Source organism: Mucilaginibacter sp. Bleaf8 (assembly GCF_018390515.1).
Taxonomy (GTDB): Bacteria; Bacteroidota; Bacteroidia; order Sphingobacteriales; family Sphingobacteriaceae; genus Mucilaginibacter.
Genome location: NZ_JAHBBK010000002.1, coordinates 48,703 through 62,408 on the forward strand (window position 1 = coordinate 48,703; position 13,706 = coordinate 62,408).

The following is a 13,706-nucleotide window of genomic DNA, read 5'->3' on the forward strand; positions in this document are numbered from 1 at the left end:
ATCTGCTAATGAATTTCATCACCATTGACTACGCTTTCTTTCTAATTATCAGTTTTACCATTTATTGGGCATTAAATAAGCAGCTCAAGGCACAAAATATATTCATTTTAGTTGCCAACTATGTGTTTTATGGCTGGTGGGACTATCGGTTTTTGCTATTGATATTTGTCTGCGCAACGCTCGACTATTTTATCGGCATCAAAATGCATAAGGCGGATAAAAAGGCAAAGCGGATATACTTAAACTTGAGTTTGCTGCTGAATATTGGTGTGCTGTTTGTGTTTAAATACTTCAATTTTTTCATAGCATCTTTTCATGATACGCTGGCCAGTATTGGCATTAATGACAGTTTACACACGCTCAATATTATTTTGCCGGTCGGGTTAAGCTTTTTTACCTTCCAAACACTTAGCTATTCATTAGATATTTACAAAGGGAAAATCGAACCTACAACCAATTATTTAGTGTTTTTAAGCTTTACGAGCTTTTTCCCGCAGTTGCTGGCCGGTCCTATTGAGCGGGCCGCACAATTGATCCCCCAACTGTCAAATCCACGGCATTTTAACTATTACCAGGCTGTTGACGGTATGCGGCAAATTACGTATGGCATCTTCAAAAAAGTGGTCATTGCCGATCACCTGGCGTTAAGAGTAAATGAGCTTTTCTTTAACTATGAGCATGCTACCAGCGGCGAATTGTTTAAGGGCATGATATTTTTTGTGGTTCAACTCTACACAGATTTTTCCGGTTATTCTGATATAGCTATTGGCACCGGCAAGCTTTTTGGATTTAAGCTGGTAACCAATTTCCGAACGCCATTTTTTGCAAAAACCATCCCCGAAGCCTGGACGCGCTGGCATATATCATTAACTACCTGGTTCAGAGATTATGTTTACCTGCCTTTAGTACGTAAAAACAAAAAGAGTTTGCTTTGGCGATTGTACTGTACAATTGTACTGTTTGTGTTGATAGGCTTATGGCATGGAGCAAATTTTACGTTTGTTGTTTTTGGTATACTGCATGGTTTGTATTACATCCCCAATATTATTTCTAAGCAGTCATCAAGTGTAAAAAAAGCAATTACCTATTTGAAGGAGCACCCGTTCTTTTCTAAGATATCCATTGTGTTTACATTTTTATTGGTTGGGTTAACAACTGTTTTATTCAGGGCCCCTGATATCCATGTGGCCTTTACTTATTACCGTCGCTTGTTCAGTTTTCAGGGTCTCGGTGTGCCTGATGCCGATACAATAAAGTGGGCTGTTATACTGGTGCTGTTTTTCGCATTTGAATGGATACAGCAAAATAAGCCTCATCAATTCGAGATCAGCAAATTGATGCATCCGTATCGATTGGCTGTAGAGGTAGGTATGATTGTTCTTATTTTATATATGGGCTTTTTTGGTCAGGCCACGTTTTATTACTTTAAGTTCTAATAATGAAAAGATTTCTGCTCAGGTTCTTCATCTTTAGTATACCAGTGTTGGTTTATATTTTAGCAGGAGAATGGCTGTTATATAAATATCGCGAAAATGTGCCCATAAGTACTGTTATTAGCAAGCAGTTGGCCAGTAAAAAAGAGATGTATTTTTTCAGGTCCTTTTTAAACACGCCCGAACCAGCATTTAAGATGAAGATGATGGAAGTGAAAAAGCCTGATATTATAACACTGGGCATATCTGTAGTGCTGCAATACCGCGACTTTTATTTCCATCCGTATGAGAAAAGTTTCTATAACGGCGGCTATTTGCTAAAAAACGTTTACGATCTTGATTCTTATACAGACCTGATGCGTAAGCATGAGGTGCACCGGCCAAAGCTCATTGTTTTCGGCTTTGATCCGTCTTGGATCAAAAAAGACTACAGAAACGATTTTAATAATAATATTTTGAATACTGAGGGAGATGGCGTACGCAATTTAAACAAGCATATAGGGGCAATTCAAGATGTTTTGCACCAGGCAGTTGATGGCGAGCTGGATGATGCTGCTTTTTCTAAATCAAGTTATGGTAAGGCTGGCATGCAGGGCAATGGTTACCGGAGGGATGGCAGTATGCATAACTGGAATCAAATAAAATCTTATTTAAAAAACCGGCATTATAGCGATATGTACCAGTTTAAAGAGAACCTCAAAGCAAACACCTTCATTTATAATACGCCTATGGAAGTGGATAAGCATAAGCTTAAACTGCTACTTAAAAACCTGGAGGCTATAAAGCAAATGGGGATAGAGCTTATTGTTTATTGCCCGCCCGCATCTGACGACTTTTACAATTATGCTGTTACAAATAAAGGTTTTCAACGTTTATTTACGACTTATTTAAGTATTCAAAATCAATTGATAAAAGAGAACTATCGTGTAATTCCTTTTTGTACTCCCAAACAGGTTGGCCTAACGGATGACTATATGTTAGATGGCATACATCCTGGCGAAATAATGGTTGCCAAGCTATTTTATAACTATATGGCGTTCAATAAAGTTAAATTTAAGGATTTCCCTGATTGGGATCCGAGTTATTTGAAAGAAATAATCGATAAAAAACCTTTATGCCCGTTAGCATTTACTACCGAATAGGGTAAATATATTGCCGTTATCTCAATAATTTAAAAGTCCATAACAAAGCCTGAGGTATAAGCGTTTAAACAAGTAATAAACCAATTACTTAACCTTAAAACTTTACCCTTATGGCCGAACTGAACGCCTCCGCCGAAAAAGGCAATGGCTCAAAACGCAAAACTCAAAATCTTCGTGTTGACCTGACTGCCATGGTTGACCTGGCATTTTTGCTGGTTACCTTTTTTATGCTCACCACTACGTTAAGCAAGCCAAAAGCAATGGATGTTGCCATGCCCGATAAAGAGCCTGAACCAGGGCAGGTTTCCGACAAGCGTACAATTACAGTGTGCCTAGGAAACAATGATAAAGCACTTCTATACAGTGGCCTCATTGAAAACGCCGCACCACAAGTTGTAGATTACGGCAAGGCCGGCCTGCGCGAGGCGCTGTTACAAAAGCAGCAGGAAATTTTTAAAGCTACAGGTAAGGATATGATAGTGCTGGTTAAGCCCAGTGAGCATTCTAAATATGGTAATTTAGTTGATGCGCTGGATGAATTGCACATTACCAAAGTAAACCGCTTTGCCATTGTGGACATTACACCGGATGATATTGGTTTGATGCAAAAGCAGTCGGTATATTAATATTTCGTTATCAAATTATCTTAACAGCTTTGCCTTGGCAAGGCTGTTTTTGTTTATGCCCGGTGCATTTGGTAGATTGGGCCTTTTAAGGGCTGTAAAACGGTATTTTCTTTTTGCTATGTATAATAAAAAAACCAAAGTATAGTTTTACCTTTGTACCCTGAAAATTTTGAGTTTCAAGTTGGTAGCAAGCCAAATTGAGGCCCGATCAATTTTTACAGTGATTTACTCAATACAAATAAAAATACAAACGGTGGCTGCTTTTTAAGTAGCGTATTACCGTTAATATACAGGCTAAAAAGCTGTACGAATTAAGAACATGGGGTATAAAGATCAGATCGACTTATTGAAGCTTCCTGAACATGTTGCCATTATTATGGATGGTAATGGCAGGTGGGCAAAGGGTAAAGGTAAGTTAAGGATATTTGGACACCATAACGGTGTATTATCAGTACGGGATGTGGTAGAAGGAGCCGGCGAGATAGGGGTGAAGTATCTGACGTTATATACTTTTTCGGCCGAAAACTGGAACCGCCCGAGTTTTGAGGTGACGGCTATTATGGAGCTGCTGGTAAGCACCATTAATAAAGAGATTAAAAAACTAATGCAGAACAATGTGCGCCTGAATGCCATTGGTGACCTGAATATGCTGCCGGGAAAATGTCATAAAGAACTGCTGGGGGCAATCGAAAAAACGTCTGCCAATACCGGGTTGGTACTAACGCTTGCATTAAGTTACAGTTCGCGCCGTGAAATTATGCAGGCGGCTAAAAACATCGCCGCCAAAGTAGAACGCGGAGAATTGAAAGCCGACGACATCAACGAAGATGTGTTTGCCCAAAACCTGTACACGGCTAACATGCCCGACCCTGAGTTGCTGATCAGAACCAGCGGTGAGTACCGTATCAGTAATTATCTGCTTTGGCAGATAGCTTACGCCGAGCTGTACTTTACCAACAAATTATGGCCCGATTTCCGGAAAGAAGATTTATTCGAAGCCATTTTAGATTATCAGAAAAGAGAGCGCCGCTTTGGCAAAACCAGCGAGCAGGTGAACTAATTTTTCTTTTAACAATTTTTAACAACTGTAAATTCTATTTTTAGCGCACAAAATATTCGAATGAATAAATTATTTTTTGCTATTCTGTTATCATCAGCAAGCACGGCGGCGTTAGCGCAAGTTAACGGACAACCTAAGTCGTCGTTGTTTAAATCTGCTCTTCCTGCCGATAGTATAAGCTATCTTAACCCCAAAGATTATATCATTGGCGGCATCACTGTATCCGGTACCAAAAATCTGGACAAGGATGTTTTGATACAGATGGCTAAAATTAGCAAAGGCGACAGGATCAATCTGCCGGGTGAAGCTTCGGCCAATATACTAAAGAACATGTGGTCGCCTGGTTTGTTTGACGATGTGCAACTGTATGTTACTAAAATTAACCTCGATACGGTATATCTCGAAATCAGCGTACAGGAGCGTCCGCGCTTATCGCGTCTGCACCTGACCGGTATCCGTAAAGGCGAGATTGAAGACATTCAGAAAAAGCTGAACGATAAAACAGGTAAAATCGTAAACGAAAACCTGTTGAGCACCACTACGGCAATTATCAAAAAGCACTTTTACGAAAAAGGTTACCTGAATACATCTGTAGACATTAAGCAGCGTAAAGACCCAGCTGATGAGAACAGTGTAATTCTGGATGTTGCCGTTGATAAAAAGAAAAAGGTAAAAATCAACGATGTAATATTTGAGGGTAACCAGGCTTTCAGTACCGCAAGGCTCAGAAAGTTTTTACCAAAAACACGTAAACGGAAATTCTACAATATTTTTGGTTCCAAAAAGTTCAAACAAGATCAGTACGACCAGGACAAACAAGCACTGGTTGATAAAATGCAGTCAAAGGGATATCGCGATGCCGAAATTCTGAGCGATTCTGTTTGGAAGCACAATGATGAGAGTGTAAACGTAAAAATTAAAGTTTACGAGGGTCACAAGTATTACTTTGGTAACATTACCTGGGCTGGTAATGCACGTTATCCGGCATCAACACTTGAGAAAGTATTGAGCATTAAAAAAGGAGATGTGTTTAGCGAGGAAGAGTTAAGCAAACGCCTGAATGGCGGTTCGCCTGATGGTAGTGATGTGAACTCACTTTATCTTGATGACGGATACCTGACCTTTAACTCAGAGGCTGTACAAACCCGCATTTACAATGATACGGTAGACCTGAACATTCGTATATACGAAGGTGCGCAGTATACCATCAACCGCATTATCCTAAAAGGTAACGATGTTACGAATGATAAGGTAGTAATGCGCGAGTTGGCAACCAAACCAGGCCAAAAGTTTTCAAAATCACTGATTGTACGCAGTACTCGTCAAATTACCCAGCTGGGCAACTTTGATGAGCAAAAGATCGAACCGAAACCTACCAACATCAATACACAGGATGGTACGGTAGATATTGTGTATAACGTGGTTGAAAAACCGTCAGACCAGATCGAGCTTTCGGGTGGTTTTGGTGGCGGTCAGCTGGTGGGTACGCTGGGCTTAACGTTCAACAACTTCTCGGTGCGCAACCTGTTTAATGGTAAGGCATACCGCCCGCTGCCAAAAGGTGATGGTCAGAAACTGAGCTTACGTGGCCAGGCCAACGGTAAAAACTATCAGAACTTCTCGTTCACGTTTTCAGAGCCATGGTTAGGTGGTAAAAAGCCGATCTATTTCAGCTTATCAGCCTATACGCAATTAAGTTCAAGCGGTCAGTTCTATTCAAAAAGCGACTCCCGGTATAATTACCTGCGTATTAATGGTTTAGGTGTAACCTTAGGTAAACGTTTAAACTGGCCGGATAACTACTTCCAGCTTAATTACTCGCTTAACTTTGACCATTACACACTGGATAGATATCCTGGTTACCTGTTTACTACCGGTACATCATACAACATTAAGTTAACGCAGGAGTTGAGCCGTAACTCGGTTGATGCGCCTATTTATCCAACTAATGGTTCGAACATCCGTTTCACGGTTCAGGCTACGCCACCATATTCGCTGTTCAATGGTACCAACTATCGTATAGCTACACCAGAGGAGCGTTACAGATTTGTAGAGTACCACAAATGGAAATTTGATGCACAGTGGTTCACCCGTATCTCTGGTAAACTGGTGCTGATGTCGCAAACACGTTTCGGTTTCCTGGGTAGTTACAATAAGCTGGTTGGCTCATCGCCGTTTGAGCGCTTTAAGTTAGGTGGTGATGGTATGGCAACGTACCAGTTCCTGCAAGGTAGCGAGATCATTGGTTTAAGAGGTTATCAAAACTTCTCGATAGTTCCGGTAGGATCAAATTACAATGCTAACAACAATCCGGGTAATGCCATTTATAACAAGTTTACTATGGAGTTACGTTATCCGGTAATACAGTCACAATCAGCCACTATATTTTTGCTTGGATTTGCTGAGGGTGGTAATACCTGGGATCGTTTCAGTGATTACAATCCTTTCAACATCAGACGTTCAGCAGGTGTAGGTGCTCGCATATTTTTACCTATATTTGGATTGCTGGGACTTGATTATGGTTATGGTTTTGACAGAATTCCGGGAAGTCCGGATGCTAACAAAGGCCAGTTCCACTTCTCAATTGCCCAAAGCTTGAATGGTGGTTTCAATTAATAATTTATTTTATGAAGAAAATACTGATAACACTTTCATTAACGTTAATAACAGTAGCATCAGCATGGGCACAACGCTTTGCATATGTTGACTCGGATTATATTCTGAAACATATACCCGAGTATGCCTCATCACAAAAACAATTGGGCGCATTATCAACCCAATTTCAAAAAGAAGTGGATGGCCGCTTTCAGGAGATTGACCGCTTGTATAAAGCTTATCAGGCAGATCAGGTACTCATGACCGGTGATATGAAAAAACGCCGTGAGGCCGAGATTGTAGGTAAGGAAAAAGATGCCAAAGATTTTCAACGTTCAAAATTCGGTCCTGATGGCGATTTGGCCCGTCGTAGCAATGAGTTGATGAAGCCCATTCAGGATAGAGTAGCCAAAGCAGTGCAAGCTGTAGCTGAGGATGAAAACCTGGATATGGTATTTGATAAAAATAGCGAAGTGATGATGCTGTATGCCAATCCGCGGTACAATAAAAGCGATGCCGTTGTTACCCGTTTGGGATTAAAGCCCGGTGTACTTGCGAAATAAAAATTTTTAATATAAAATAGCACCCATAAACAAAGAACAAAGAGAACAGATGAAAAAATTATTTAGAGTTGCTTTAGTTGCAGGTTGTATGTTACTGGCGGGAAGTTTTGCCAAAGCACAATCAAAAATCGGCTACATCGCTTTTGATGAGCTGATTTCAGGTATGCCCGAAGCTAAAACTGTAAACACCCAGTTGCAAACCTACCAAAAGCAGTTTACCGATCAGATGCAGACTATGTATACCGAGTTGCAAAATAAAGGCCAGGCTTACGAAAAAAACAGAGCCAGCATGACTGACGCTGCCCGTACCGCTGCCGAAACCGAGTTGCAAGATTTGAACAAACGTTTACAGGATTACCAAAATAACTCACAGCAACAAGTACAGGCTAAAAGCCAGGAGCTGAGCAAACCAATTTTCGAAAAAGCACGTACTGCAGTAACTGCTGTAGCTAAAGAAAAAGGTTATACTTATGTTATCGATTCTTCACAAACTTCATTAATCGTATCGCCTGCTGGCGATAACCTGATGGCTCCAGTGAAGCTAAAATTAGGTTTGAAATAATTAACCCGGTAATTTAAACTTACAAAAGCGAATGCCACAAGCATTCGCTTTTTTTATTTTTGCTGTTATGCAGTCTAACAAGCCCATTGGTGTTTTCGATTCAGGTTTAGGTGGCCTTACCGTTTTCAGGTCCATTGTTGAGCAGTTGCCGGGGTATGATTATATCTACTTTGGCGATAACAAGCGTGCGCCTTATGGCGATCGCTCTTTCAATACCATACATCAGTATACCTGGGAGTGTGTGCAGTGGCTGTTCAATCAGGGTTGCCCGTTGGTTATACTGGCTTGCAATACGGCATCGGCCAAGGCCCTCCGTACTATTCAGCAGCGTAACCTGCCTGGTGTTTATCATGATAAGCGGGTGTTGGGCGTAATTCGCCCTACAGCCGAGGTGATTGGTAACTATACCCAAACCAAGCAAATTGGCGTATTGGGCACTAATGGTACGGTAAAGTCGGAGTCGTATGTAATTGAAATCAATAAATTTTTTCCGGATGTGAAGGTGTACCAGCAAGCCTGCCCGCTATGGGTGCCTTTAATTGAAAATGGAGAATATGACAAGCCCGGTGCCGATTATTACGTGAAAGAATATCTGGAACAAATAATGGCCCAGTCGGCTGATATAGATACCATGCTGCTGGCCTGTACACATTATCCGTTGCTGCAAAGTAAAATACAGGCCTATTTACCGGCCGGTTTTACCGTGGTGGCTCAGGGCGATATTGTGGCTTATAGTTTGGTTGATTACCTAAAGCGGCATGCCGAAATCGAAGAGCAGCTTACACAGAACGGAACCCGAAAGTTTTATACTACTACCGATGATACAGAAGACTTTGACCGGCATGCATCATTGTTTTTTGGCGACGTAATAAAATCGTCTTTTGTTTCTATGAAAGAGTAGGGGCGTTGGGTTTGATGGTTAACTGGTGCTTAGATAACGCACGGACATTAATACCAATGAACGAATGAATCAATGAACCAAGAATCTAATCTGGAATAATTCCAAATACGCATAACAGTATATTAGCAGAATTGCCTAAGTTTGCACCGTAACAGCAAATTTACCTTGAGTTTTTATATCATACATATACTGGTAGCCATTGGCCTGTTTGCATTTATAGCAATGTTTACGCTGTTTGCGGTTTATGCCGAGCGTAAGGTTTCTGCTTTTATTCAGGATAGGCTTGGCCCTACTGAAACCGGTAAGTTTGGCTCCTTACAAACGCTGGCCGATATTGTAAAGCTCCTGCAAAAGGAGTTGATTACACCGGCAGCAGCCGATAAATGGCTGTTCATGCTGGCACCCATCATCATATTTGTGGCAGTTTATATGGGCTTTGCAGCTTTGCCGTGGGGGCCCGGCTTAGTGCCATCACAAACTAACATCGGGCTGTATTATATCTTTGCTATTATTTCTATTGAAACTCTGGGCATCCTGATGGCAGGGTGGGGATCTAACAATAAGTTTTCCATACTGGGGGCCATGCGTTCGGCCGCGCAAATCATTTCTTATGAAATACCCGCCGGCTTCGCGCTCATCTCGGCGGTAATGATTACTCAAACACTTGATCTGCAGGCAGCCGCAGTTCAGCAAGGTATCCTTTCCGTAGAAAAAGTGAAGTTTTTAGGTGCATGGGATGTAACCCATATTGGCGGTTTGCTATCCTGGAATATTTTTAGGGCGCCGCATCTTATTGTAGCGTTTGTGATTTATTTCATCGCCTCGCTGGCCGAAAGTAACCGCGCACCATTCGATATACCCGAGGCCGAATCTGAGCTGGTATCAGGCTTCCATACAGAATATACAGGTTTACGTTTTGCCTTTGTGTTTTTGGCGGAGTACTCCATGATGTTTTTGGTATCGATGCTGGCCGTAATACTTTTTTTGGGCGCTTGGAACACACCATTTCCTAATATGGGCGTTGTGAAACTGGCCGACTGGACCACCGGTGCCGCATGGGGCATTGCGTGGACGATTATTAAAACGCTTGGTTTAGTAGGTGTGCAAATGTGGATACGCTGGACACTACCTCGCCTGCGTATCGATCAGCTCATGAACCTGTGCTGGAAGGTGCTTACGCCATTAGCCTTTGCCTGTATGATTATATCGGGCATATGGCGTTTGTGGGTAATGTAAAAATTGGCTGATGCTGAATATTGGTTTCCTAATCATAATTCGGCATTAGAATTTGAACTTAGAATTTAAAAGAGATTGATTGTCAATAAAACATATAACGCCCTCGCAACTGCCTGGAAAGGATTGGCCCTTACCTTAAGGCACCTTTTTGGCTCAACCAAAAAGCGGGAGGTGGCACCTATCAAATCTGCCAATTATTTTAAGGAGCTGGAAAAAGGTACTAACACTATTCAGTATCCTAAACAAGAGATACCCATACCGGAAGTAGGCCGCTATCAGTTGGATGTAGAAATAGATGATTGCATTGTGTGCGACCTGTGTGCTAAAGCCTGCCCGGTTGATTGCATTCGTATTGAATCTATCAAAGCTACGGAAGCGATAGGACAAACGTCTGATGGGTCAACCAAGCGTTTGTATGCTGCCCAGTTTGATATTGATATGGCCAAGTGCATGTACTGTGGTTTGTGCACGGTAGTCTGCCCCACAGAATGCATCACCATGACCAACCAGTACGACCGTACCGTACGCCATCTGGATGAGCTGACTTATAAGTTCTCGGTGATGACACCCGACGAGATAGACGAGAAAAAAGTTGCCTTTGAAAAACAACAAGCCGAAAAGCTGGCTGCGAAGCAGGCGGCGCTGCAAGCCAAACAAGGAGGTGCATCATGAGCTTAGTAACGGTAATGTTTTATTTGATGGCTATTATTGCGTTAGGGTCGGCATTGTATGTGGCCGCCAGTAAAAATCTGGTTCGTTCCGTGTTTATGTTTTTTGTTACGCTGTTTGCACTCGCTGGCTTATACGTATTGTGCCTGGCCGACTTTGTGGCTGTAACCCAAGTTGTAGTTTACGTAGGAGGGATACTGGTACTTATCCTGTTTGCGTTCATGTTATCGGGCCGCGAATCGCTGGCTGGTTTGCAGCAAAGTAAAAATCGTTTGTTTGCAGTACAAAACCTACCCGCATTTTTGTTGGTGACCTTGTTTTTTGTGGTATTGGTTAACATCGTGATTATGGCAGGCGTTGATAATTTACCCTGGCTTAAACAAGCCGAGAAGATGCACAACGTGATACAACCTGCGGATGTAACCATTAATAACCTGGGGGTAAACCTCATGACAACTTACCTGCTGCCATTTGAAGCGATATCCATTTTATTGCTGATGGCTTTGGTTGGCGCAGCACACCTGGCCCGAAAGGAGGAAGCGCTATGATTACCATGACGCATTACCTGGTACTTAGCGCCGGCTTGTTCTGCATTGGCCTGTATGTAATATTGGCTAAGCAGAATGCTGTGCAGATACTGATTGGTATTGAACTGATGCTGAATGCTGCCATCCTTAACCTGGTTGCTTTCAGTAGGTTTGATAAGCTAAACAATAGCGGGCAAACCTTCGCTTTGTTTGCTATCGTACTGGCCGCGGCTTCAACAGCCGTAGCATTAGCCATTATCCTGAATGTTTACCGCCGGTATCGTACCATCGATCCCGGGAAAGTTAACCAGTTAAAAGATTGAGAGATTGAATACACCTTTACCCAATATTGATCTTCAAACCGTTTACTATGCATTAGCTGCAGTAGTACTGCCTTTTACTGCTTTTTTGGTCAACCTGTTTATATCAGGCAAAAACAGTAAAATCTCGGGTTGGGTATCTACTGGTGCTATACTGGTAAGTGCAGTGTTTGCAGTTATGGTTTTTGGCCGTGTTTGGAATAGTCATGCCATACATGCGCAGCAACTGTGGTTCACTATAGGGCAAACTCCGGTATATGCGGGTGTTTGGCTCAATAATCTTTCGGTGCTGATGCTATTGCTGGTTACTGTAATCGCATTACCGGTGCATGTTTATTCAACTGCCTACATTAAAACGCACGAAAATAATCGCTATTTTACTTACCTCAGTTTGTTCTGTTTCAGTATGCTAGCACTGGTGGTGGTGGATAGCCTGGTACTGCTATATGCCTTTTGGGAACTGGTTGGCTTTTCGTCATACCTGCTCATCGGTTTCTGGTTCACGCGCGACAGTGCCGTTCAGGCTAACAAAAAGGCCTTCATTATGAACCGTATAGGGGATATTGGTCTGCTTACAGCCATAATTATCCTGTTCTCCCAGTATCATACCTTTGATTTAATACAGCTGTTTGGTGATAACGGCCTTGTAGTAAAATCAATTATCAAGAATGATAGATGGATTGGTCCGGTAAGCCAAATAGCGGCTACCTGGCAATACGTAGCTTGCATCGGAATCTTCCTGGCGGTGGCCGCAAAATCGGCCCAGTTTCCGTTGCATACCTGGTTGCCCGATGCCATGGAAGGGCCAACTTCGGTATCTGCACTTATCCATGCTGCTACCATGGTGGCTGCCGGGGTGTTCTTACTGGGTAGGGTATATCCTATGTTCAATATTCAGGAGCTGGATGCGTTGGCGGTTATAGGTTGTTTTACCGCTTTTATGGCTGCTACGATAGCGCTTACACAAAACGATTTGAAGCGTATACTGGCTTATTCAACCATATCGCAATTAGGCTATATGATTATGGCTATGGGTATCAATGCTTACGCTTCGTCATTATTCCATTTAGTTACCCATGCTTTCTTTAAATGTCTGCTGTTTCTGTGCTCTGGTGTCATCATCCACGAGATGCAACATATTAAAGAAGAGAACCAGCTGGACATCGACCCGCAAAACATTTTGTATATGGGCGGCCTGCGCAAAAAGCTGCCCATTACATTTATTGCATGTGTAATTGGCTGCCTGGCACTGGTGGGTTTGCCGCTTACATCGGGCTATTTATCTAAAGATGGTATCCTGATCCAGTCGTTTGAATGGGCAGAGGGGCGCAGTACTTGGGGCTATCTTATACCGGTAGGTATTATGCTTACCAGCTGCCTTACCGCATTTTATGTGGCCCGGTTAATTTTTAAAGTCTTCTTCGGTAAGTTCAGGTTGAAAGAAATTCTGCCTGATGTGCACCTGCACATCAGCGATGGTGGCTGGCAGTATACATTGCCGTTAATATTTTTGTCGCTATGCAGCCTGTTCCCGTTGTTTTCCTTAAATCCATTTCTATACGAGCATGCATGGCTCTATAAAGGATTTGTTCCGTCCAACTACCTGGCTCGTGAAAGTATATATCATACCATCATTCCGGTTATTATTAACCTAGCCAGTGTATTTGTGGCTTACTGGGCATACGCCGTGTACATTCAGCAGCGTAAGCTGGTGTTTCCGCAAACCAGCTTTTTGTTCCGTTTATCTTATAACCAATGGTATATTGATGCCTTTTACCGCAAAGTAATTGCTAATGCCGCAGTACAATTAGGCCAGGTGCTGTTTTGGCTTGACCGCAACGTGGTGGATGGTTTAGTGCATTTGCTCACCAAAGTCACCGGCTGGCTTTCCGCGTTAACTGCCTGGACCGACCGGTATATTGTGGATGGCACACTGCACCTGATAGCAGCCATTGCAAGCGCTATTGGCAACTTTTTCCGCAGTTTTCAGGGCGGCAAGGTGCAATACTACCTATTTAGTATGCTGGCTGTAATACTGGCATTGTTTATTATCAAATTATTGATCTGAACCT

General features: G+C 42.4%; 13 protein-coding genes. All 13 read left to right on the forward strand.

Translation table 11 applies throughout. From position 1 onward, the window contains the following. Positions 1-8: 8 nt before the first annotated feature. The 13 genes from KHS38_RS09140 to KHS38_RS09200 all read left to right on the forward strand — a co-directional run bounded on the left by KHS38_RS09140 (position 9) and on the right by KHS38_RS09200 (position 13,702). Entirely contained in the window at positions 9-1,436 is a 1,428-nt protein-coding gene (locus tag KHS38_RS09140; protein WP_213488263.1) for an MBOAT family O-acyltransferase, read from the forward strand. Positions 1,437-1,438: 2 nt separating this feature from the next. After that, positions 1,439-2,575 carry a hypothetical protein gene (locus KHS38_RS09145; RefSeq protein WP_213488264.1) on the forward strand — a complete coding sequence of 379 codons (1,137 nt, stop codon included), beginning with the start codon at positions 1,439-1,441 and terminating at the stop codon, positions 2,573-2,575. A 110-nt stretch (positions 2,576-2,685) separates the two neighbouring features. Continuing rightward, complete coding sequence (locus tag KHS38_RS09150) at positions 2,686-3,201, forward strand: ExbD/TolR family protein (RefSeq protein WP_213488265.1); 516 nt, start codon at positions 2,686-2,688, stop codon at positions 3,199-3,201. Between the two features lie 319 nt (positions 3,202-3,520). After that, on the forward strand, positions 3,521-4,261 hold the full coding sequence (gene uppS, locus KHS38_RS09155; protein ID WP_213488266.1) for an undecaprenyl pyrophosphate synthase: 741 nt from the start codon (positions 3,521-3,523) through the stop codon (positions 4,259-4,261). 60 nt (positions 4,262-4,321) lie between these two features. Continuing rightward, positions 4,322-6,877 carry an outer membrane protein assembly factor BamA gene (gene bamA, locus KHS38_RS09160; protein ID WP_213488267.1) on the forward strand — a complete coding sequence of 852 codons (2,556 nt, stop codon included), beginning with the start codon at positions 4,322-4,324 and terminating at the stop codon, positions 6,875-6,877. Between the two features lie 11 nt (positions 6,878-6,888). Next, on the forward strand, positions 6,889-7,419 hold the full coding sequence (locus tag KHS38_RS09165) for an OmpH/Skp family outer membrane protein (protein WP_213488268.1): 531 nt from the start codon (positions 6,889-6,891) through the stop codon (positions 7,417-7,419). Positions 7,420-7,468: 49 nt separating this feature from the next. After that, positions 7,469-7,981 (forward strand): OmpH/Skp family outer membrane protein, encoded by a 513-nt coding sequence (locus KHS38_RS09170; protein ID WP_213488269.1) that lies wholly within the window; start codon positions 7,469-7,471, stop codon positions 7,979-7,981. A gap of 31 nt (positions 7,982-8,012) precedes the next feature. Then, entirely contained in the window at positions 8,013-8,882 is an 870-nt protein-coding gene (murI, locus tag KHS38_RS09175; protein WP_249665345.1) for a glutamate racemase, read from the forward strand. Between the two features lie 165 nt (positions 8,883-9,047). Next, complete coding sequence (gene nuoH / locus KHS38_RS09180) at positions 9,048-10,118, forward strand: NADH-quinone oxidoreductase subunit NuoH (protein ID WP_213488270.1); 1,071 nt, start codon at positions 9,048-9,050, stop codon at positions 10,116-10,118. A 75-nt stretch (positions 10,119-10,193) separates the two neighbouring features. Next, complete coding sequence (locus KHS38_RS09185; RefSeq protein ID WP_249665346.1) at positions 10,194-10,790, forward strand: 4Fe-4S binding protein; 597 nt, start codon at positions 10,194-10,196, stop codon at positions 10,788-10,790. Beyond that, on the forward strand, positions 10,787-11,335 hold the full coding sequence (locus KHS38_RS09190; protein WP_213488271.1) for an NADH-quinone oxidoreductase subunit J family protein: 549 nt from the start codon (positions 10,787-10,789) through the stop codon (positions 11,333-11,335). Before KHS38_RS09185 ends, KHS38_RS09190 begins: the two co-directional genes overlap by 4 nt. Beyond that, positions 11,332-11,637 (forward strand): NADH-quinone oxidoreductase subunit NuoK, encoded by a 306-nt coding sequence (nuoK, locus tag KHS38_RS09195; protein ID WP_249665347.1) that lies wholly within the window; start codon positions 11,332-11,334, stop codon positions 11,635-11,637. The genes KHS38_RS09190 and nuoK overlap by 4 nt, the downstream gene beginning before the upstream one ends. Positions 11,638-11,641: 4 nt before the next feature. After that, positions 11,642-13,702, forward strand: coding sequence for an NADH-quinone oxidoreductase subunit 5 family protein (locus KHS38_RS09200; protein ID WP_249665348.1), 2,061 nt, complete (start codon positions 11,642-11,644; stop codon positions 13,700-13,702). Positions 13,703-13,706 lie beyond the last annotated feature (4 nt).

Bases quoted from the DNA above. Each gene is read 5' to 3' on its own strand.
- KHS38_RS09140 (WP_213488263.1), top strand. From the start codon at position 9: ATGAATTTCATCACCATTGACTACGCTTTCTTTCTAATTATCAGTTTT.
- KHS38_RS09145 (WP_213488264.1), top strand. From the start codon at position 1,439: ATGAAAAGATTTCTGCTCAGGTTCTTCATCTTTAGTATACCAGTGTTG.
- KHS38_RS09150 (WP_213488265.1), top strand. From the start codon at position 2,686: ATGGCCGAACTGAACGCCTCCGCCGAAAAAGGCAATGGCTCAAAACGC.
- uppS (WP_213488266.1), top strand. From the start codon at position 3,521: ATGGGGTATAAAGATCAGATCGACTTATTGAAGCTTCCTGAACATGTT.
- bamA (WP_213488267.1), top strand. From the start codon at position 4,322: ATGAATAAATTATTTTTTGCTATTCTGTTATCATCAGCAAGCACGGCG.
- KHS38_RS09165 (WP_213488268.1), top strand. From the start codon at position 6,889: ATGAAGAAAATACTGATAACACTTTCATTAACGTTAATAACAGTAGCA.
- KHS38_RS09170 (WP_213488269.1), top strand. From the start codon at position 7,469: ATGAAAAAATTATTTAGAGTTGCTTTAGTTGCAGGTTGTATGTTACTG.
- murI (WP_249665345.1), top strand. From the start codon at position 8,013: ATGCCACAAGCATTCGCTTTTTTTATTTTTGCTGTTATGCAGTCTAAC.
- KHS38_RS09190 (WP_213488271.1), top strand. From the start codon at position 10,787: ATGAGCTTAGTAACGGTAATGTTTTATTTGATGGCTATTATTGCGTTA.
- nuoK (WP_249665347.1), top strand. From the start codon at position 11,332: ATGATTACCATGACGCATTACCTGGTACTTAGCGCCGGCTTGTTCTGC.